Source organism: Rhodococcus sp. NPDC060084, assembly GCF_042730335.1.
In the GTDB taxonomy this organism is placed as follows: domain Bacteria; phylum Actinomycetota; class Actinomycetes; order Mycobacteriales; family Mycobacteriaceae; genus Rhodococcus.
In genome coordinates this window covers 148475-167845 of the sequence record NZ_JBHWWX010000002.1, presented here as the reverse complement: position 1 = coordinate 167845, position 19371 = coordinate 148475, and the positions used below count along the sequence as shown (strand labels likewise).

Here is a 19371-nt window from a genome sequence, read left to right as displayed (position 1 = left end):
CGATGCCACAGCTTCCACTGCGCCTCGTGCGGACGACCCTGCGTCCCCTCTACCGGCTCACTCTCAACGCGCGGCTGCCGTACTCGGTGCAGCGGCGATTGCTCGAAGCCGCCGCACCGATCCAGCCGTTGCCGGAGGGCACCGTCGTCCGGAAGGTCACGCTCGGCGGACGACCCGCCGAACGGGTCACGGTAGGGGCGACGGAGCGACCCACAGCGGTGCTGTATCTGCACGGCGGCGCATACACCTGCGCCTCCCCCGCCACCCACCGATCGCTGGTCGCGCATCTCGCGGCCGCGACCGGATCGGTGGTGTACGCACTCGACTACCGCCTCGCTCCGGAACACCCGTACCCGGCCGCTCTCGACGACGCGGTGGCCGCGTACATCGATCTGATCACCGAGCACGGCGCAGATGCGGCGACCACCCCGCTCGCCGGTGATTCCGCGGGCGGCGGCCTGTCGGTCGCCACCGCGCGCCGGCTCATCGACCGGCACGGCGTCACACCGGCAGCGCTGGGCCTGCTGTCGCCGTGGGTCGATCCGGGCTCCCGCACCGTGCCGTTCGACCGGGACGTCGTCGTCAACACCGCTTGGGCGTTCTCGTCCGCCGAGGCCTACCTCGGCACAGGCGACCCGGCCGATCCCGGTTACGCGCCGCTGCACGGAGACCTCACGGGACTCCCCCCGACGCTGATCCAGGTGGGCGTGAGGGAAGTGCTGTACCCGCAGATCTCCGAGTTCGCGGAGAAGCTGCGTGCGGCGGGCGTCGATCTGGAGTACACCGAACAGCCCGAGTTGTGGCACGTCGCGCACCTGCAGGCCGGACTCGTACGCGAGGCGGCCGAGGCGGTGGACGATGTCGGAACGTTCCTGCGACGGCACATGTCCGGTGCGGCACCGGCAGGCACACACGACTGACAGTCGACCGGAAGAGCCGATTAATTCTATAGTTGAGATCCGACAATTCGACCGGACGGCGGATCTCATGACGGACGACCCGAACACCCCGGACATCCTGCTCAGCGATAGCGAGCGTCTGCACGCGCTCAACGTCCTGAGTGAGCACTACGCCGCAGGCCGGCTCGACTCGTCGGAGTTCTACGACCGATCCGGCTGGGTCGCGCAGGCACGCAGCCTGTCCGCCGCCCGGCCGGCCTTCGACGGCCTTCCGGGTGGTGTACCGCTGGAAATCGCCGACGGGCATGTCCGGGTGGTCGACGGGTCCGCATCCGTTCCGGCGGTGCGCCCGAACGATGCGCCCGCACCCACCGATCCGGAAACCGAACTCGTCTCGCTGCGCCAACGGGGAAGCGTCGTCGAGTCTCTCGACTGGATCATCATCGGCATCACCCTGATGACGTTTCTCGTGCTGCAGATGATCGTCGATTGGGAGTACGCCTGGGTGGTATGGCCGTCGCTGATCGTCACGCTGAGTGTGCCCCGCATGATCCTGGGTTTCAGCGACGAGGACGAAGAGCTCTACGAGGAGCTCAAGGAATCGAGCGCCGATGAGCGCAAAGCGCGCCTGCGGGAAGCGGCGGAACGGATCCGGCAGCTCGAGAGCGGCGACAGCAAACGAGAGAAGTGAGGCCCGCCCTCGGCCTGAGTCTCAGCGCGCGGCGAGCCAATCGTCCGCTGCGCGGCCGGGTTCGAGCTCCCCGCGTCGCACCGCGTCCCCCATCTCGGCGAGTTCGTCCGTGGTGAGCTCCCCTGCCACCACGTTCAGCGCCTTCACCTGCTCCGGTGTCAGTGCACCGCTGCGTATCAGCGGGACGACATTCGCGGCCGCCGCGGAGCTTCCGGCGTCCCCTGCATCTCCCGACCCGGGCTGCTCGGCGACCGCATAATCGGAGACCGAGAGCCCCTGCGGCAGCGATCTGTTCAATTCCTCGAACACGTCGTCCGGCTCGACCGCAGTGGCGCCGGGCTGCAACCGCAGCAGCAGCCCTCCCATGTATTCCGGCAGCACGTCGACCGCGCCGGAATCCAGCGCCGCCAGATCCTCGCCTTCGGAGAGCCCGAGCCGGGTATCCACGGGCGACCCGGTTCCGCGCAGCACCGCTGCGTAGATCTCGGCGAGGACCCGGCTGTCGGGCGACTGCCCCGAGCCGACGGTGAGCACACCGGGATCCGAATCCGCCGACAGGACCTGGCCGGTCGAGCATCCGACGAGTGTCGCGGCCGTCGCCATCATCGCCGCGACGCCGAGCATCCGTGTCTTCACCGATCGTCACACTCCTCGAACTCGCCCGTTGCTAGGCCGCCTCCTATCGTCCCATCCGGTTGCGGCAGCATCGGCGGGAGGCACCGCAGCACCGTTTCCTCTCACCGACGCCGAACGCCCGCCCGGAGTCCCGGACGGGCGTTCGGCGAACAGAACAGCTCGGATCAGGCGACGCCCTCGGCCTTGGCCGCTGCCGCAACAGCTTCCGCGACGGCCGGCTCGACCCGCGGATCCAGCGGGCTCGGCACGATCTTGTCGACGGACAGTTCGTCGGCGACGACCGAGAGGATCGCGTCGGCGGCCGCGAGCTTCATGCCCTCGGTGATGCGCCGGGCACCGGCGTCCAGCGCGCCCCGGAACACACCCGGGAACGCGAGCACGTTGTTGATCTGGTTCGGGAAGTCGCTGCGACCGGTGGCGACGATGGCGGCGTACTTGCGCGCGATGTCGGGGTGGATCTCCGGGTCGGGGTTGGACATCGCGAAGATGATGGCGTTGTCGGCCATCGTCGCGATGATCTCTTCGGGGACGGTGCCCGCGGACACGCCCAGGAACACATCGGCCCCGTCGAGAGCCTCGATGAGACCGCCGCGACGATCCGCCGGGTTGGTACGAGAAGCCAGGTCGGCCTTGATCGGGTGCAGGTCGGAGCGATCCGACGAGACGATGCCCTTCGAATCGAGCACCACGACGTCCTCGATGCCCGCGGCGAGAAGGATGTTCGCGCACGCGACACCCGCGGCACCGGCGCCGGAGATGACCACGCGCAGCGTCTTGATGTCACGGTCCTGCACCTTCACGGCGCCCTTGAGCGCAGCCAGCGCGACAATCGCGGTGCCGTGCTGGTCGTCGTGCATGACGGGGCAATCGAGTGCCTCGATGACGCGCTTCTCGATCTCGAAGCAGCGCGGCGCCGAAATGTCCTCGAGGTTCACGGCACCGAAGCTGGGACGCAACCGGATCAGCGTCTCGACGATCGCGTCGGGATCCTTCGTGTCGAGCACCAAGGGAATCGAGTCGAGCCCGGCGAACTTCTTGAACAGCGCGGACTTACCCTCCATCACGGGCAGCGACGCGCGGGGGCCGATGTCGCCGAGTCCGAGCACGGCCGTGCCGTCGGACACGACCACGACGAGCCGGCTCGTCCAGGTGTAGCGCGCGGCGAGCGTCTCGTCGGCCGCGATCGCACGGCTGACCTGGGCGACGCCCGGGGTGTAGGCGATGGAGAGGTCGCGCTGGGTCTCGAGGGGCGCGGCGAGCTCGACCGAAAGCTTCCCGCCCACATGGCTTGCGAAGATCTCTTCGTCGGTCAGCTCGAGCTTCTCGGGGGTATGTGCAGCAGACACAATTGACACGATGACACTCCTGCGTGTTCCGAGACCAGTCCTGGCCTCGGTTACTGCGAAGAAACTGCACTCTCATGCATTTCACATGGAGATACGGTGCTCCGCCAAGGACATATTCGATGAAGCATCCGGCGCGCGATCATGGTTACGGCTGTGGAACGCTGTACGTCTTCCGGAGCGCGATGGCGCCGGGGCGGGTGGCCTCGGCGACAAGCCCTCGAGCGGCTCTGCCATCTTTCTTCCGATACCGGAAGGGTGACTCCGGCCTCGGTCGTGGTGGCGAGTTTGCCACCTTTACAGACCAACAATCAAATCGGCATCGATTGCAAAGGTTTCACCTTTTTGTGGTCTCACCTGTGAGTTTGCGGTAACCCCGGGGACGGCGCAACCCGGTTCCTGGGGATTCTCCGGTGCTACCGGTCGGTAGCACCGGAGCGCCGCCGATTCAGCCCCACCACTGCGTGATCAACAGAATCGATGCAGTGACGATGACCACAACGGGTGCGGCGAACGCGGCGAAGCCCCGTGCGCGGTCGGCGACGATTTGGGCGCCGACGGCCACGAGTGCCGCGACGACGTGGGCCGCCACCGAAGCCGAGCCCGGTCCGGGAAAGCCTCGCTGGCCGCCGAGATACTGCGCGCCGACCACCACCGCGGCCAGCACGAGCACTGCCCCGGCGACCACGCCGGACACGACCCGCCCCGCACGAACCGGCAACGATGCCCTACGCGGCTGCCCGGAGTGCCCGGAGTGCCCGGCCCTGCCGTACTTCCGGTTGTCGTACTGCTGCCTGTCGTACTGCCTGCTGTCGTACTGCCTGCTGTCGTACTGCCGCCTGTCGTACTGCCGCCTGTCGTACTGCCGCCTGTCGTACGCCCGGCTGTCGTGATGCTCCGGCGCCGCGGCGAATTCGTCGTCCCGTCCGGCGCCCTGATGCCCCGTCCCCGACGTCCTCATCCCACGACCACCTCGACTCCCTTCGCCCTGTCGAGCAGAGCTTCGTACGCGCCGGGGTCGGTCGTGAACCGTCCGAGCGCGATGTCCTTGTTCCGTCCGTGATAGTCCGACGATCCGGTGACGAACAACCCCAGGCGTTCAGCCATGTCGCGCATCAACCGGGCATCCGCGTCGCTGTGGTCCGGGTGATCCGCTTCGAGTCCGCCCAGGCCGATCTCCGCGAGTTCCTCGATGTGGTCGAGGGCCAGCAGGCGCCCGCGTGCGCGCGCACGAGCGTGCGCGATCACGGTGACACCGCCCGCGGCCGTCACCATCCGCACCGCGTCCGCGAGCGGCGTGTCCGCTTTCGACACGTAATAGCGGCCTCGCGGCGACAACAGTTCGGTGAATGCGTCTCCCACCGTCGCCACCACCCCGGCGTCGACGAGCGCACGGGCGAGATGCGGCCGGCCCGCCGCCGGCCCCGCCTGTGCGAGGACCGCGTCGACATCGATCGGGAGCCCGTCGTCGGCCATGCGCTCGGCCATCGTCCTGATCCGCGACACGCGCTCCCCGCGCAACCGCCCGAGTTCGACCACGAAGTCCGGGTCGTCCGGGTCGAACAGATACGCCAGCAGGTGCACCGCGACAGGCGCGCCATCCTCACCGCGCCCCGTGCATGACATCTCCATCCCGCGCACGAGTCGCAGTCCGGACGGCGTCGCCGCGGCCGCCTCGTCCCATCCGGTGGTGGTGTCGTGGTCGGTCAGTGCCACCACGTCCAGTCCTGCCTCGGCAGCCGCGCGAACCAGCGCGGACGGACTGTCCGTGCCGTCGGACGCGGTGGAGTGGGAATGCAGATCTATGCGCACGTCACCAGTCTGTCAGGTGTGGCGACTAACATGACGGCGCGACATCTCGTGCCGCTCGACCACAACGGAGGGAGGGAGACCATGGCCAACCTGCCCTCCCGATCGGATCGGCACATCTCGGTGGCACCACCCGAGGCGGCCGGGCCGCCCCCACCGGTGCCCACCGAACAGGCCGTGGTGGACTGCGCGGTCTATATCGACGGCCGGCGCGAACCGGGCAAGTACACACACTCCGAGGCGCTCGCCGAAGTGCGTCGCCGCGGAAACGGGTTCGTGTGGCTCGGCCTGCACGAACCGGACGAACAGCAGATGACGAGCGTGGCCCGGACGTTCGGCCTGCACGAACTGATGGCGGAGGACGCGGTCCACGCGCACCAGCGCCCCAAACTCGAGCGTTACGACGACCTGTTGTTCCTGGTTCTGCGGACCGTGAGCTATATCGAGCACGAGAGCGTGACCACGACCAAGGACATCGTCGAAACCGGCGAGATCATGCTGTTCACCGGGCCGGACTTCATCATCAGCGTGCGACACGGCGACCATTCCGAACTCTCCCGGGTGCGCAGCCGGCTCGAGAAGAATCCGGCGCGGTTGATGCTCGGTCCCGCCGCGGTGCTGCACGCGATCGCCGACCACGTCGTCGATTCCTATCTCGCGGTCACCACCGCCGTGCAACCCGACGTCGACGATCTCGAAGAACTCGTCTTCACCCCCGACACACATATCGCGGTCGAACAGATCTACCTCCTCAAGCGCGAAATCGTGCAGTTGCGACGCGCGGTCGTCCCGCTCGCCGAACCGTTGCAGCTACTCATCCGGTCGCCGGGCAACCCTGTGCCGAAGGACGTGCGCCGCTACTTCCGTGACGTCGCCGACCACCACACCACCGTCTCCGACCGCATCGCCGCGTTCGACGAGACTCTCGGCACGCTGCTCGACGCGGCCATCGCGAAGGTCACCGTGCAACAGAACACAGATATGCGACGCATCTCGGCGTGGGTCGCGATCGCCGCGGTGCCTACGATGATCGCCGGTATCTACGGAATGAACTTCGACAAGATGCCCGAGTTGCACTGGGATTACGGCTATTTCCTCGTGTGGGGTGTCATCGTCGTCATCACCGTGGGACTGTTCGTCACGTTCCGACGCAACAAGTGGCTGTGACGACCGCACTTTTCGAACGCGGGCCGGGAAGTCCTGCGGCGCAGCACGACCGGGGCCGGATCGTCCTGGTCGTCGCCCTCGCGCTGATCGCTGCGCAGGTGGCGCTCCGGACCGCGATCGCGGTCACGAGCGAGTTCTACTGGGACGACCTGATCCTCATCGGGCGGGCCGGCACCGAGTCGCTGCTGTCGGAGTCCTTCCTGCGGTACGACCACGACGGCCATCTCATGCCCGGCGCGTTTCTCGTCGCAGGGCTCGCCACCATGATCGCCCCGCTGCAGTGGTGGCCTGCCGCGGTGACTCTCGTGCTGGCGCAGGCACTCGCCTCGCTCGCGGTGCTCCGCGTGCTGTGGCTGTTGCTCGGTGCACGGCGCGCACTCTGGGCGCCTCTCCTGTTCTACCTGTTCACCCCGCTGACGCTGCCTGCGTTCGCATGGTGGGCGGCGGCACTCAATTCGCTACCGATGCAGGCGGCTCTCGCCTGGGTCGCGGGCGACGCCCTTCGGTACGCCCGCTCCGGCCGGCGCCGGTATCTCGTGAGCGGCGTACTCGTCACGGCCCTCGCGTTGATGTTCTTCGAGAAGGCGATCCTCGTTCCGTTCGTCGCGTTCACCGTGCTCGCCCTCACCTACCGCGTCGACGGGCAGCGCCGGCCGGTGCGGACCGCGTTGCGGCAGGCGGCACCGCTGTGGCTCGCCTCGGCCGTCGTGCTCGCGGTGTGGACTGGTCTCTACGTCTCCACGGTCGGATCACGGTTCGGCGTACCGACCGCCGACATGGCGCTCGGATTGAGCCACCACGGCCTGTCGTACGGATTGCTCCCCTCCCTGGTCGGTGGCCCTTGGCAGTGGGACCGGTGGAACCCCGGACCACCGTGGGCGGACCCACCGGTAGTGCTCGTCGTCGTGGCCTGGGCCGCGCTCGCCGGCGCGCTCGCATGGAGCCTGCGGACACGGCAGCGCACCGGATTAGTCTGGGCCGCGACCGGCGCATACGTCGCGGCATCGATGGTCGCGATGATCAGTACCCGGTTCGGCCCCGGCACCACATACGAACTCGCCCAGACGCTGCGGTACTTCGCCGACTCCGCTGTCGTCGTCGCTGTCGCGGCCGCACTGATCCTGCGGGCGCCACCCCGGCCGGATGCGCCGGCGATCCCCACGACGGTGGTGCGGGCGGTCGCGGCCGTGGCCGCAGCAACGTTCGCCGTCGGTTCCCTGTGGTCCACAGTGACCTTCACCCGAAGCTGGACCGACAATCCGACCGGCGAGTACCTGGACAATGCCCGCTCCGGTCTGGTCTCCCGCCCGGACGTGGCCGTACTCGACCATCCGGTCTCGGTGTGGGTCCTGCTTCCCGTGACGTTCCCGCACAACCTGATGGGATCGGTGTTCGCCGCGCTCCCCGACCGGTCCGACATCGGCGACAGCACGACGGAACTACGCGTCCTCGACGAGGCGGGGGCACTCGTGCCCGCCGATCTGATGGCGGTGCGCTGGGTCGATCCGGGCCCCGAACCGGGATGCGGTCGTCACGTGGTGCCCGGCACCACCACGATGCTGCCGACCGGGCCGATGCTGGAAGCGACGTGGACCGTCCAGCTGAACTATCTGGCGTCGGCCGACGGCGAGATCGAGGTGGGTTTCCCGTCGCGGGAACCGGCTCGCGTCGAGGTCACCGAGGGTCCGGGCACGGTGTACGTGCGGGTGCCCGGCGGCGGCGACGGTCTACAGGTTCGCACCGCTACCCCCGGTATGAGCATGTGCGTCGGTGCGGGGCCGGTGGGAGTGGTCGTACCGCGTTGACGCACCCGCATTCAGAAGCGGGCTTGCGCTCGCTTGGGGTCGCGGAGGTCGATGCCCGCCTCCGTCCACGCCTCGCGCAGTGCGTCCGCGCCGCGTAACCGCTTCCACGCCGCTTCGGTGCCGGTCAGCGGAATCGCGTCGAAGAACCGCACCGGATCGGCCGGCTCGGGCAACACCAGATCCGGCACGTCGCCGCTGCCGAGCAGCACCGCCGTGAACGGTGCACCCTCCCAGAGCGGCTCACCCAGATCGAGCAGGGCGTCGTCGGTCAGCACGACTCCCTCCACCGCCGGAAGCGCGGCGAGCAACGCGAGCGTGCGGTGCACCCCGGTCGTCAGGCCCTCCGCATTACGCAGACTCAGAACCAGTTCGGCACGCGGCCCACGATTGGGGTCCGCGACCATCTCCGTCGGGTCGCCCATGGGATGCCGGGAGCATCCCAACGTGGCGAACCGCAGAAGTCCGGTCTCGGGACTGCGGAACCGCAGCACATCGATGGGTTCGAGTCCCAGGAACGTCACCGACGCGGACTCCGGTTCCCCACCGCCGGGGCCGGAGAGGTGGGCGGTGAGATGGGCGCGGACTGCGTCGAGCACTGCGTCGGTCACCCCTGCAATCTAGTCTGCGCCCGCGACCGGGTGTCGGTCCGTGCCACTAGTGCGCCTCGGGCAGGATCCGGACCTCGCGGTCGTCTGCGCCCGGCGCCGAGAACTTCAGCAGGCGCATCCCTTCGGCCTCGATCGCCGACCGGTTCGCGTTGGTGAGACGGCGCCACGGCGTGACCTCGAGGACCGCCGAACGACGTGTCGTGGTGCGGCGGACCGACCCGGCGACCGTCCCGCCGACGAGGACGGCCGCGTGGACGATCCCGTTCTTCGTGACGAGCCGGCGGCGGTCGGCGTCGGACACCAGCCGGGTGCGGTCGGCGTGGGAGAGCAGCACGTTGTCGTACTGCGCGAGGATGCGAACCGGTGCCGGCGTCGCGGGATCGGGACGGGGAGCGTCCGGCAGGTCGAACAGTTCGACCCCGTTCTCGTCGCGGAAGACGGTGAGATCGGGCCGAAGCGCGTCGAAGATCTCGCCGAGACCCGTGAGCCCCGACCATGCCTGCGCGTCGCGTGCGCTCGCGGGGCCGAACGCCGCGAGGTACCGGCGTACGAGCGCGACAGGTTCCGGTGCGAGCGGAGGAAGGGATTCGCCGCCGCGCCCGACCCAATGGTCGAGAAGCGCGAGTCGCGGTAGACCCGATCGCCCCCACAGTCCGCGCGGAGGCACCTGCACCAGCGGTAGCAATCCGCGTACCGCGTAGGCGAGGGCACCGGGCTCGTAACCGGGGAAACGTTCTGCGAGCAGACGGCCCAGTTCCTGGCCGGTGCGCGGTTCGTGGCGGACCAGCTCTGCGGCGAAATCGGACAGTGCCCTGTGGTCGATGCCCGCGAGGCCCGCGGCGTGTTGCGTATCGGTGCGCAGCGCGCGCGTCAGCAGAGGCTGCATCCAGGACCGCAGCGCGAGGGCGTCGGGCGCTGTCACCGCGAAGACGGTTCCGCGCATCAGCGCGATGCGCACCACCTCGCGGGAGGCGATCAGATCCGACAATCGGTCGGGTGTGAATCCGCGTATCCGTGTCCACAACGCGAAATACGGTGGCTCGGGCGCCTGCGCCTGCAACCCGATCAGGTGCTCGAGCATCTCCGCGGTGGAAAGGTCGCTCCGCCTGAGCAGGTGCTGGCGGGCAAGGGTGGCGCGACCGAGTTCGCGAACGGTGAGGGTCCGGTTCGTCACGGGTCGACTGTCGCACAGGTCTCCGACACGCAGGACGCCCCCGCTGCGGCCCAGCACCCGGTACCGTCGAGGAATGGCGCGCGACACCGGTTTTCCGGTTTCCGATGCCGGTGACGATTTCGCGCGGCAACGTCGCCGCGCCGAGTACGCCCGGCTGATCGCATGGCTGCGGCGCGAACCCGACGATGTCAACACCGTGTTGCCGTTCGACGAAGTCGTTCGTGCGCTCGGCAGGGTCGACGAGCGCCGACTCGGCCTGCAGATCATCGAGGTGTCGTCGATCGTCGGCAGCGTGGACCGCACCGACGACTTCGACCGGCGTTTCCGTCCCACGTCGGCGCGTCTGCGCGAACGCTGGGAGAGGATCGCTGTCGCACGGCGGCGAGGCGAGGCGATGCCGCCCATTTCCGTGTACCGGGTCGGCTCGTTGCATTTCGTGCAGGACGGGCACCACCGCGTGTCGATCGCCTACGCCCAGCACGACCGCACCATCGACGCGTACGTCACCGAGATCATCACCCGGATCTCCGCCGACGGGATCACCGGGCAGTCGGACCTCGTGCGCAAGGACCATTACCGGATGTTCTGCACGCGTGTGCCCCTGCCCGCCGACGCCGTTGACGCCGTGCGGGTCACGGACCCGTGGGACTACGCCGAACTGTCCGAAGCGGTGGAGGCGTGGGGGTTCCGTCTCATGCAGGACCTCGGTGAGTTTCTGACCCGCGAAGATGTCGCGCGGCGCTGGTACGAGGACGAGTTCGTGCCCGTGGTCGCGCTGGTCCGCGCCGCCGGCATGTTGCCGAACCGGACGGACGCCGAGGCATACCTCTGGATCGCGCGCGAACGCTATCGCCTCGTCCGCCGCCACGTGTGGAACGACGACATCGTGGAGACGTTGCGGCGACGCAATCCGCGGTGACGGTCCGTCCGGCCGTCACCGCGGTTGCGTCACTTCTGCAGCGTGACGTTGGTTCCCGTTTCCTGGTCGAAAAGCGCGACTTTGGCCGGGTCGAACCACAAATCCACCGGCTTGTCCTTGGCCACCCCGGATTCGACGGGGAGTCGTGCCACCAGCGTGCCGCCGGCGAGATCGACCGAGGCCGTCGCGGCGGCGAGTTCGTCGAGTTCCTTCGACCGCACCTCGGGGCCTTCCACGGTGAAGTACGCGAACTTGTCCGACCCCATCGATTCGAGGACGTCCACATCGGCCGTGAAGGTCACGCCCTGTTCCCGTTGCGCGGATTCGAGGAGCGCCGCGTCCTCGAAATGCTCGGGGCGGATACCGAGCACCACGTCGCGGGAAGGATTGTGCTGCCGGACCATCTCCCACCGGTCGTCCGGGAGCGCGAAATCCCCGAAGGCGGAACGTATCTTGCCCGACTCCAGTTGCCCCGAGGTGAAGTTCATCGCGGGTGAGCCGATGAACCCGGCCACGAACAGGTTCCGGGGATGGTCGTACAGGTCCTGCGGTGCACCCACCTGTTGCACGAGTCCGCTGCGCATGACCACCACTCGGTCACCGAGTGTCATCGCCTCGGTCTGGTCGTGCGTGACGTACACGGTGGTCGTGCCCAGCCTCTTCTGCAACCGGGCGATCTCCGTCCGCATCTGGACCCGGAGTTTCGCATCCAGGTTGGACAGCGGTTCGTCCATGAGGAACGCCTTGGGGTTGCGAACGATGGCTCGTCCCATGGCGACTCGCTGCCGTTGACCACCGGAGAGATTGGCGGGCTTGCGGTCGAGATGCTGGGTGAGATCGAGGATGCGCGCGGCCTCGTCGACCTTCTCCGCGATCTCGCTCTTCGGAAGCTTCGCCAACGTCAGTGGGAACTCGATGTTCTCGCGCACCGTCATGTGCGGATACAGGGCGTACGACTGGAACACCATCGCGATGTCGCGGTCCTTCGGAGCCTTCTCGTTGACGCGTTCACCCGCGATCCGCAGTTCACCGCTCGAAATGTCCTCGAGGCCGGCGATCATGTTCAGCGTCGTCGACTTTCCGCAACCGGACGGGCCCACGAGGATGATGAATTCGCCGTCCGCGATCGTCAGATCCACGTCGCGGACGGCTTTGGCGCCGTCAGGGTATTCCTTCGTCACCTTGTCGAGCACGATCTCGGCCATGACGCTCACCCCTTCACCGCGCCGGACGTCAGTCCGGCGACGATACGACGTTGGAAGATCAGTACGAACACGATGATCGGGATGGTGATGACCATCGCGGCAGCGGCGATGGAACCGGTCGGTTCCTCGAACTGCGAAGCCCCGGTGAAGTTCGCGATCGCCGCAGGTGCCGTGATCGATCGCTCCGTCGATGTCAGCGAAATCGCGAACAGCAGGTCGTTCCAGCAGAAGATGAACACCAGAATCGCGGCGGTGATGATTCCCGGTGCAGCCAGTGGCGCGATCACCTTCCGGAACGCCTGCGCCGGGGTGGCGCCGTCCATCTTCGCGGCCTTCTCGAGTTCCCAGGGGATCTCCCGGAAGAAGGCCGAGAGCGTATAGATCGCGAGTGGGAGCGAGAAGGTGATGTACGGGATGATCAGCGCGGCCCAGGTGTCGAACAACCCGATGCTGCGCATGATCTCGAACAGCGGGCTGACCAGGGAGATCTGCGGGAACATCGCGATGAGCAGGGCGACCCCGACCAGCACCTTCTTGCCCGGGAAGTCCAGGCGGGCGACGGCGTACGCCGCCATCGTCCCGAGGATCACGGCGATGAACGTCGCGATCAGCCCGATCCCGATGGAGTTGATCAACGCGCTCGTGAACGCGTTGGTCTTGAAGATGCCCCGATAGTTGTCGAGGGTCCACTGCTGCGGGATGAAGTTGCCGTCCTGGATGGTGCCGGGCGGCTTGAACGACAGGCTGGCGATCCACAGCACCGGCACGAGCGCGTAGAGGAGCACGAGCACGTTGACCGCGGACCACGACACGGTCTTGTTGCGGGTATCCGCCATCGTCACCGCTTCCCTTCGTCCGACCCGGGCGCCGACGCACCGAACAACTTGATGAACACGAACGCGATGATGGCCACACACACGAAGATGAGCACGCTGATCGCAGATCCGATACCCAGGTTGAACGCCCTGAACAGGTTGTCGTAGCCGAGGATCGACAAGGAGCCGGTGCCGTTGGAGCCGCGCGTGAGCACGTAGATGTTGTCGAAGATCCGGAACGCGTCGAGTGTGCGGAACAGCAACGCGACGAGAATCGCCGGTTTCATCAGCGGCACGATGATGCGGATCAGCCTGGTCCATGCTCCCGCGCCGTCCACCTGCGCGGCCTTGAGCAGGTCGTCGGGAACCAGGGCGAGCCCTGCAAGCAAGAGCAACGCCATGAACGGTGTGGTCTTCCAGACCTCCGCGAGCACGATGATCGCCAGCGACGGGAGTTGGTCGGTGAGCGGCGCACTGCCGTCCGGCAACAGGTTCGCAAGGTACCCGGTTCCCGGCGTCCACGCGTAGTACCAGCTGTAGGCGGCCGCGACGGTGACGATGCCGTACGGGATGAGCACGACGGTGCGTACCAGTCCCTTGCCGAGGATCGTGCGCTGCATGACGAGAGCGATTGCCAGGCCGAGGACGAACTCGATCGCCACCGAGACCACGGTGATCCCCAGCGTGACGAAGAACGCCTGCCACCAGAACCCGTCGGTGAGCACGTCGACATAGTTCGACAGGCCGACGAACGTCCGGTCGTCGGGGAAGCGAAGGTCGTAACGCTGCAAGCTCAGCCACACGGCGTAGGCGACCGGGTAGGCCGTCACCGCGACCATCACCAGAGCGGCCGGCGCGACGAGCCAGAGACCGAGGCGCCGCTCTGCCTTCTTCCCTTCGGACAGAGCAACTTTCGCCGGGCGAGCGCTGTCGTCCTGCTCGTCGCTCTGTTTCTGCGATTCGACTGCCGTCACGGAACCAGCCCTTCCGAGTTGACCGCCTTGCGGACCTGTTCGGCGAGTTCGCCGACGGTCTTCGGCGGGTCGATCCGGTCCACCGGGTTGAGGATGGAGGTCACCAGCGTCGAAATACTCTGGTATGCAGGCGAAGCGGGGCGTACGGCCGCGTTCTCGAGACTGGCCCGCACCTCCCGCCACGCCGGATACGCCTCCTGGAAAACCGGGTCGTCGTACAGCACTTCCAGAGTCGGCGGTACGCCACCGCCGATGGCGTTGTTGCGCTGATTCTCTTCGTTGCGCAGGCACGTCATCGCCTCGAAGGCGAGGTCGGGATGAGTGCTCGTCCGCGCCACGGCGATGTTGAATCCACCGATCGTGACCTTCGCCGGCTCACCCGGAATCACGGACGGGTACGGCGCCGGAAGGAAGTTCTGCTCCCCGTCGACGGTGAGGACCGTGTTGCCGGTGTTCTCGGTGGTGACATTGCCGTTCTCGTCGATGAACGGCAGGTCGGCGGCATTCTCGAGGATCCCGGGAAGCACGAACGGCCAGTTCACTTCGAACGCCGTGCGGCCGCTCTCCATCCCCAGTCGCACTGCCGCTTCGTCGGCCTGGTTCAGGGAGGGGTCGACTCCCGGCGCGGTCGCCACCCTTTTCATGATGTCGAGGGCCGTCTCCGCCGCATCGCCGTCCTCGAGTGTGACGGTGGTGCCGTCGTCGGCGACGACGGACCCACCGGCGCTGGCAAGAAGGGTGTTGAACCACACCATGAGACCTTCGTACTGGCGTCCCGTGACCCCGATCCAGCTCGGTAGCCCCTCCTCGGCGAGGCCGCTCGCGATCTCGATCATTTCGTCCCATGTCTGCGGCGGCTGCCCGTCCGGCATCAGATCCTGGCGGTACCAGAGCAGTTGGGTGTTGGTGTTGAGCGGTGCGGCGTAGAGGACGTCCTGCCAGGTGGCCGATTCCAGAGGCCCTCGGAGGGTGCCTTCGGTCACGTCGGCCGCAATGTCGGGAGGAAGTGGTAGAGCCCATCCCGCTTCGGCGAACTCGGCGGTCCAGACCACGTCGAGCGTCATCAGGTCCAGACTCGCATCGCCGCCGGTGAGCCGTCTCGCCAGCTGCAGGCGCTGGTCGTCTGCGTTCTTCGGCAGCGTCCGCTGCTCGACCGTGTAGCGCCCCTGAGCCTGCTCGGTACACACGGCCGCTGCCTGCGCGTACTGCTCGGCACCGTCCGCTGCCGTGTAGAAACTCAGGACGGTACCGCTGCTGCTGTTTCCGCAGGCCGTCAGACCGGCTCCGACAAGCACAGCAACGGCGCCGGCCGTGACGTGCCTTGCCCACTTCCGTCGCATACCGCCTCCGCCCGCACTGCCGAGACAGTGACTTGTGTCACCGAAATCGACAATATCGCTTGGGGTCGCACAAGCGGAGCAAAACGGGCTTTGGGCGCATGCCGCCGGGAGGGAGGTGCGGGAGGCTCAGAAAGAAGTACCGGCGAACGGTGCCGGGACCCATCCGAAGAGCCGGTCCGCGACCGGCACCGCGTCCGCGTGCCGAACCTCGATCCGGCCCGCCGCGGCCAACGTGCGACAGGCGACGCCGCCCAGCAGGAGCGACCCCAGCTCGGCCACACCGATCCGCAGATCGGCCTGCCCGTCGCTGCGCGCCGCGCCGTCGGCGGAGATCGTGTACGTACCCTCGTTCTCCGGGAACATCGGGTCGACGACGCCGAGCGTCACCGTCCCGTCTCCCGTATAGACGCGGGACGCCAGTGCCCGCTCCACGTCGAGCACCCGCAGCCACGTCTCGTCCTCGATCGACCGGGTGCGTACCGCACGGTGGTCGCGCAGAAGCCAGGGCATCGGATCGTCCGTGGGCAGTTCGGCGAATCTCACGCGGGCGACGAGGTCGAGGCCGAGCAAGAAGCGCACGAGGCCGGCGTGCGCTTCCACGGACGGTGCGAAGAAATCGTCGACGACGATCGTGGGGGTCTCGCTGGTGAACCAGTCGTGGGGGTCGGCGGTGCTGGGGCGGTAGCGCACGAACCCGTCCTCGTGTCCGGGTTGCCCGTGGACAGCAACGTAACGGGCCCCCGAGGTCGACTGCGCACGCATTCTCTGGGAGTTCCACCACTGCGACCACCGTTCGAGAGTGCCCGGACGAAGGGGAAGGTGGCGGGAGTGGATGTGCGGCAACAGATCCCATGCCTCCGATCCGGTCAGCAGCCGAACGGGGCCGCCTTCCGGCGCCCCGGGCCGGAAGGCCGCCCGGCGCAGGTCCACCTCGGACTCAACCGACCACGAGGCGATTCCGTACCCGAACCTGCCGTAGATCGTCGCCTCGGAGGCCCGAAGTGTCGCCACCACGTCGCCGCGGGTACGCGCGTCGCGCAGTTGCTGCCGGACGAGCGCAGTGACGACTCCCCGGCGTGTGTGGGTGGGCAGCACGCCGATGTGGGTGACGGCGGCGTGGGCGACCCGCGCGCCGCCGGGAAGGACGATCTCCCCCGAGAACGCATCGACCGTGCCGGCGAGGACACCGTCCACGAACGCCCCGAAGGTACGGCCGGGTTCGAGATAGTCGTGGATCGTCCCGTCGGGATAGGTCGGTGCCGGCAGTCCCACCATCGCTGTCCGGAACAATGCCATCGCCTGGACCAGTTCGGCCTCCGACTCGAGGACCCGCACCTGCGGCTCTGCGTTTTCACCCATCCCGGGACCCTAGCCCGCGCCGGCTCCTCCCCGCGACCGGGTATTCGGCCTGCGGCACGGACGCTTCGGCACCGCAGCGGTGTCTCATCACCGTGTCGCGTTCTGCAAGCGAACGAGTTTCGTCTCGGCGGCGGACGCCACCCGCTCCGCAGACGTCACTTCCTTCTTTGCGCGGGCCACGGCTCGTCGTGCGAACTGCCGTTGCTGCTCGGCATGGTCGAGTTTCCGGCGCAGGTCGGCGACCTCTCGTTCGGATCGTTCGAGCTCGGCATCGGCGTCCCCGGCCGCAGATCGCGCCTGCTCGGCCGACGCACGCGCCGACTCCACCTCTGCTGCGACCGCGTCGACTTCCGCCCGTCGTGCCTCACGTTCCGCCTTGTCGCGTGCGGCTTTCCCGGCCGTCGCGCGCGCGCCGGCGCTCCGGCCGCGTTTCGATGCGGCGGTCCGTTTCCCGGAGGTCCTGGGCCGCTCGGGCGCGGGCGCCTCCGGCGTGTCGTCGTCGGAGGTCTCGGGCACGAGCGTCAACGGCACAGCGGACAGGTCACCGAACCCGCTGTGCTCGACTATCGACGAGAGTCTTCCCGCGCGGACCTCGTCGGCCACCTCGGGATCGGCGAGCGCGGCGTTGAGCGTCTGGCTCACTTCCCTGAGGGCGCCCTCGGTGGCGCGGCGCCCGTGGTCGTCCGCGAGGTCGGCCGCCGCCTTCTCGAGCGCTGCCACCACCTTGCGCCGCTGCGCCGACAGCGCACGCATGTCGCTGCCGGACAGCCGCCGTTGCGCGGTGCGCAGTGCGTCACCGAGATCGAAAAGCGCTGCGAGTTCGTCCCCGCGTTCGCGTGCGAGCAGATTGACCATCCATGCCGCCACCGTCGGCTTCCGGAGCCTGCCGATAGCGGCGGTGAGTTCACGGTCGCCCGCCCGGCGGGCTTCCGCCGCACATTCGTCGCGGGCGGAGACGAAGTCACCGGGATCGAGACCGTAGAGCCTGTCGGCCACCGAATCGAGATCGGGCATACGACCGACACTAGTGGCGCGGGCCGGGCCGGTGCAGCCCTCGTCGCCGCCCGGCCCGCACCGAGGGTTACAGCGCGAGCTTGGCGAGCAGGTCGCGGGCCTGCTCGGCCGTCCTCGGCTTGCACAGCACGTCGTACCGCCCCGCGACGAGTTGCATCGTCGACGAGAAATCGCGCTGCCCACGGGTCGCGGCGTACGGGATCGAGGCCGAGATCAGGCCGAAGATGATGCCGCCCACGAGACCGACCAGCAGCGGGCCGAGGAAGTCGGTGGAGAAGATACCCAGCAGCAAACCGAAGAACACACCGAGCCAGGCGCCGGAGACGATTCCGCCCCCGATGACCTTCGGCCACGTCAGCCGTCCGGTGACCCGTTCGACCTGCATGAGATCCACCCCGACGATCGTGACGTCCTCGACGGAGAAGTTCTGATCGGACAGGTGGTCGACGGCGCGCTGCGCCTCGGCGTAGGTCGTGTACGACCCGACCGGCCAGCCGGTCGGGGGTTCCGGAAGGCCCGGCACCTGACGGCCGCCAGGTCCGATGGGGTTGGTCATGAGTATTCGGCTCCTTCTCGATGGCCGCGTGCCGTCTTCACCGGCACGCCCGCTGTCCATTCTGCCCGGACCGGCGGCGAGAACACGATTACTCGCCGCGGGGAGGCTCGAACGTTTCGGTGCGAGACATCCCTGCCGCTCGCCCCTTGGCCGAGATGACGAGTGCCATCTTGCGGCTGGCTTCGTCGATCATCTCGTCGCCGAGCATCGCGGCACCGCGCGCTCCGCCTTCCGCCGAGGTGTGCCATTCGTACGCGTCGAGGATCATCTCGGCCTTGTCGTAGTCCTGCTGCCGCGGGCTGAAAACCTCGTTCGCGGCATCGATCTGACTCGGGTGCAGTACCCATTTTCCGTCGAAACCGAGCGCGGCGGTCCGTTGTGCGGAACGACGGAACGCGTCGACGTCACGGATCTGGAGGTACGGGCCGTCGATGGCCTGCAGCCCGTGAGCGCGCGCCGCCATCAGGATCGTCATGAGGATGTGGTGGTACGCGTCGCCACGGTCGTACCCGTCGGGCTGCTCCCCCACCACAAGCGTGCGCATGTTGATGCTCGCCATGAAATCCGCGGGCCCGAACACGAGTGTCTGTACGCGCGGACTCGCAGTGGCGATCGCGTCGATGTTGGTCAAGCCGAGAGCGTTCTCGATCTGGGGTTCGATGCCGATGCGCCCGACCTCGAGTCCGTGCGCCTTCTCCACCTGCGTGAGCAGGAGATCGAGCGCGTGGACATGGCTCGCGTCAGGCACTTTCGGCAGCAGAATCGCGTCCAGATGCGCACCGGCGCCCCCGACCACTTCGGCGACGTCGAGGTACGTCGAATCGGTGGTCCAGTCGTTGACCCGGACAACCTTGAGCTGGTCTCCCCACCCGTCCTCGTTGAGCGCTTCGACGATCGTCGTGCGGGCCTCGGCCTTGGCGAGGGGCGACACCGCGTCTTCCAGATCGAGGAAGATCTCGTCGGCGGGCAGACCCTTGGCTTTGTCGATCATCTTGCGGCTGCTGCCCGGAACCGCGAGTACCGACCGCCGGGGCCTGAAAGAAAACGACATGACCGC

General features: G+C 67.8%; 19 protein-coding genes. 5 read left to right on the top strand and 14 right to left on the bottom strand.

Features of this window, described 5'->3' with window-relative positions:
- Positions 1-2 precede the first annotated feature (2 nt).
- Together ACFWBU_RS02285 and ACFWBU_RS02280 are read left to right on the top strand one after the other, a co-directional pair.
- The gene (locus ACFWBU_RS02285; protein ID WP_169652619.1) at positions 3-920 is read left to right on the top strand and encodes an alpha/beta hydrolase; all 918 of its coding nucleotides are present in this window, start codon (positions 3-5) and stop codon (positions 918-920) included.
- 67 nt (positions 921-987) lie between these two features.
- On the top strand, positions 988-1590 hold the full coding sequence (locus ACFWBU_RS02280; protein ID WP_169621670.1) for a DUF1707 domain-containing protein: 603 nt from the start codon (positions 988-990) through the stop codon (positions 1588-1590).
- A 21-nt stretch (positions 1591-1611) separates the two neighbouring features.
- Here the strand turns inward: ACFWBU_RS02280 and ACFWBU_RS02275 are convergent, their stop codons facing one another.
- From ACFWBU_RS02275 to ACFWBU_RS02260, 4 genes are all read right to left on the bottom strand, one after another.
- Positions 1612-2226 (bottom strand): glycine betaine ABC transporter substrate-binding protein, encoded by a 615-nt coding sequence (locus ACFWBU_RS02275; protein WP_169621669.1) that lies wholly within the window; start codon positions 2224-2226, stop codon positions 1612-1614.
- Between the two features lie 164 nt (positions 2227-2390).
- Positions 2391-3581, bottom strand: a complete 1191-nt coding sequence (locus ACFWBU_RS02270; protein ID WP_169621668.1) for an NADP-dependent malic enzyme — start codon at positions 3579-3581, stop codon at positions 2391-2393.
- Between the two features lie 436 nt (positions 3582-4017).
- Entirely contained in the window at positions 4018-4530 is a 513-nt protein-coding gene (locus tag ACFWBU_RS02265; protein ID WP_240955134.1) for a hypothetical protein, read from the bottom strand.
- On the bottom strand, positions 4527-5381 hold the full coding sequence (locus ACFWBU_RS02260; RefSeq protein WP_169652615.1) for a PHP domain-containing protein: 855 nt from the start codon (positions 5379-5381) through the stop codon (positions 4527-4529). Before ACFWBU_RS02260 ends, ACFWBU_RS02265 begins: the two co-directional genes overlap by 4 nt.
- 81 nt (positions 5382-5462) lie before the next feature.
- On the opposite strand from ACFWBU_RS02260, the gene ACFWBU_RS02255 reads away from it, so the two are divergent.
- Positions 5463-6545 carry a magnesium and cobalt transport protein CorA gene (locus ACFWBU_RS02255; RefSeq protein ID WP_169621728.1) on the top strand — a complete coding sequence of 361 codons (1083 nt, stop codon included), beginning with the start codon at positions 5463-5465 and terminating at the stop codon, positions 6543-6545.
- On the top strand, positions 6542-8350 hold the full coding sequence (locus ACFWBU_RS02250; protein WP_378527340.1) for a hypothetical protein: 1809 nt from the start codon (positions 6542-6544) through the stop codon (positions 8348-8350). The genes ACFWBU_RS02255 and ACFWBU_RS02250 overlap by 4 nt, the downstream gene beginning before the upstream one ends.
- A gap of 11 nt (positions 8351-8361) precedes the next feature.
- On the opposite strand, the gene ACFWBU_RS02245 is transcribed toward ACFWBU_RS02250, so the two are convergent.
- Positions 8362-8958 carry a suppressor of fused domain protein gene (locus tag ACFWBU_RS02245; protein ID WP_169621663.1) on the bottom strand — a complete coding sequence of 199 codons (597 nt, stop codon included), beginning with the start codon at positions 8956-8958 and terminating at the stop codon, positions 8362-8364.
- A gap of 46 nt (positions 8959-9004) precedes the next feature.
- On the bottom strand, positions 9005-10132 hold the full coding sequence (locus ACFWBU_RS02240; protein ID WP_169652613.1) for a winged helix DNA-binding domain-containing protein: 1128 nt from the start codon (positions 10130-10132) through the stop codon (positions 9005-9007).
- A 73-nt stretch (positions 10133-10205) separates the two neighbouring features.
- Here ACFWBU_RS02240 and ACFWBU_RS02235 point away from each other — a divergent pair, with 73 nt between their 5' ends.
- A complete protein-coding gene (locus tag ACFWBU_RS02235) occupies positions 10206-11051 on the top strand; it encodes a chromosome partitioning protein ParB (protein ID WP_169621661.1) in 846 nt (281 codons plus the stop codon).
- Between the two features lie 29 nt (positions 11052-11080).
- Here ACFWBU_RS02235 and ACFWBU_RS02230 read toward each other — a convergent pair whose 3' ends face one another.
- From ACFWBU_RS02230 to ACFWBU_RS02195, 8 genes are all read right to left on the bottom strand, one after another.
- Positions 11081-12256: an ABC transporter ATP-binding protein gene (locus tag ACFWBU_RS02230; RefSeq protein ID WP_378527337.1), complete on the bottom strand. Its 1176-nt coding sequence runs from the start codon at positions 12254-12256 to the stop codon at positions 11081-11083.
- A gap of 5 nt (positions 12257-12261) precedes the next feature.
- The gene (locus ACFWBU_RS02225) at positions 12262-13092 is read right to left on the bottom strand and encodes a carbohydrate ABC transporter permease (RefSeq protein WP_169621659.1); all 831 of its coding nucleotides are present in this window, start codon (positions 13090-13092) and stop codon (positions 12262-12264) included.
- A 2-nt stretch (positions 13093-13094) separates the two neighbouring features.
- Positions 13095-13976: a carbohydrate ABC transporter permease gene (locus tag ACFWBU_RS02220; protein ID WP_169621727.1), complete on the bottom strand. Its 882-nt coding sequence runs from the start codon at positions 13974-13976 to the stop codon at positions 13095-13097.
- 65 nt (positions 13977-14041) lie between these two features.
- Positions 14042-15385, bottom strand: coding sequence for an ABC transporter substrate-binding protein (locus ACFWBU_RS02215; protein WP_169652612.1), 1344 nt, complete (start codon positions 15383-15385; stop codon positions 14042-14044).
- Positions 15386-15511: 126 nt separating this feature from the next.
- Positions 15512-16744: a GNAT family N-acetyltransferase gene (locus ACFWBU_RS02210; RefSeq protein WP_169621657.1), complete on the bottom strand. Its 1233-nt coding sequence runs from the start codon at positions 16742-16744 to the stop codon at positions 15512-15514.
- A gap of 87 nt (positions 16745-16831) precedes the next feature.
- On the bottom strand, positions 16832-17758 hold the full coding sequence (locus ACFWBU_RS02205) for a hypothetical protein (RefSeq protein ID WP_378527335.1): 927 nt from the start codon (positions 17756-17758) through the stop codon (positions 16832-16834).
- A 67-nt stretch (positions 17759-17825) separates the two neighbouring features.
- Positions 17826-18314: a general stress protein gene (locus ACFWBU_RS02200; RefSeq protein WP_169621655.1), complete on the bottom strand. Its 489-nt coding sequence runs from the start codon at positions 18312-18314 to the stop codon at positions 17826-17828.
- 88 nt (positions 18315-18402) lie between these two features.
- The gene (locus ACFWBU_RS02195; RefSeq protein WP_169621654.1) at positions 18403-19365 is read right to left on the bottom strand and encodes a CoA ester lyase; all 963 of its coding nucleotides are present in this window, start codon (positions 19363-19365) and stop codon (positions 18403-18405) included.
- Positions 19366-19371: the final 6 nt, after the last annotated feature.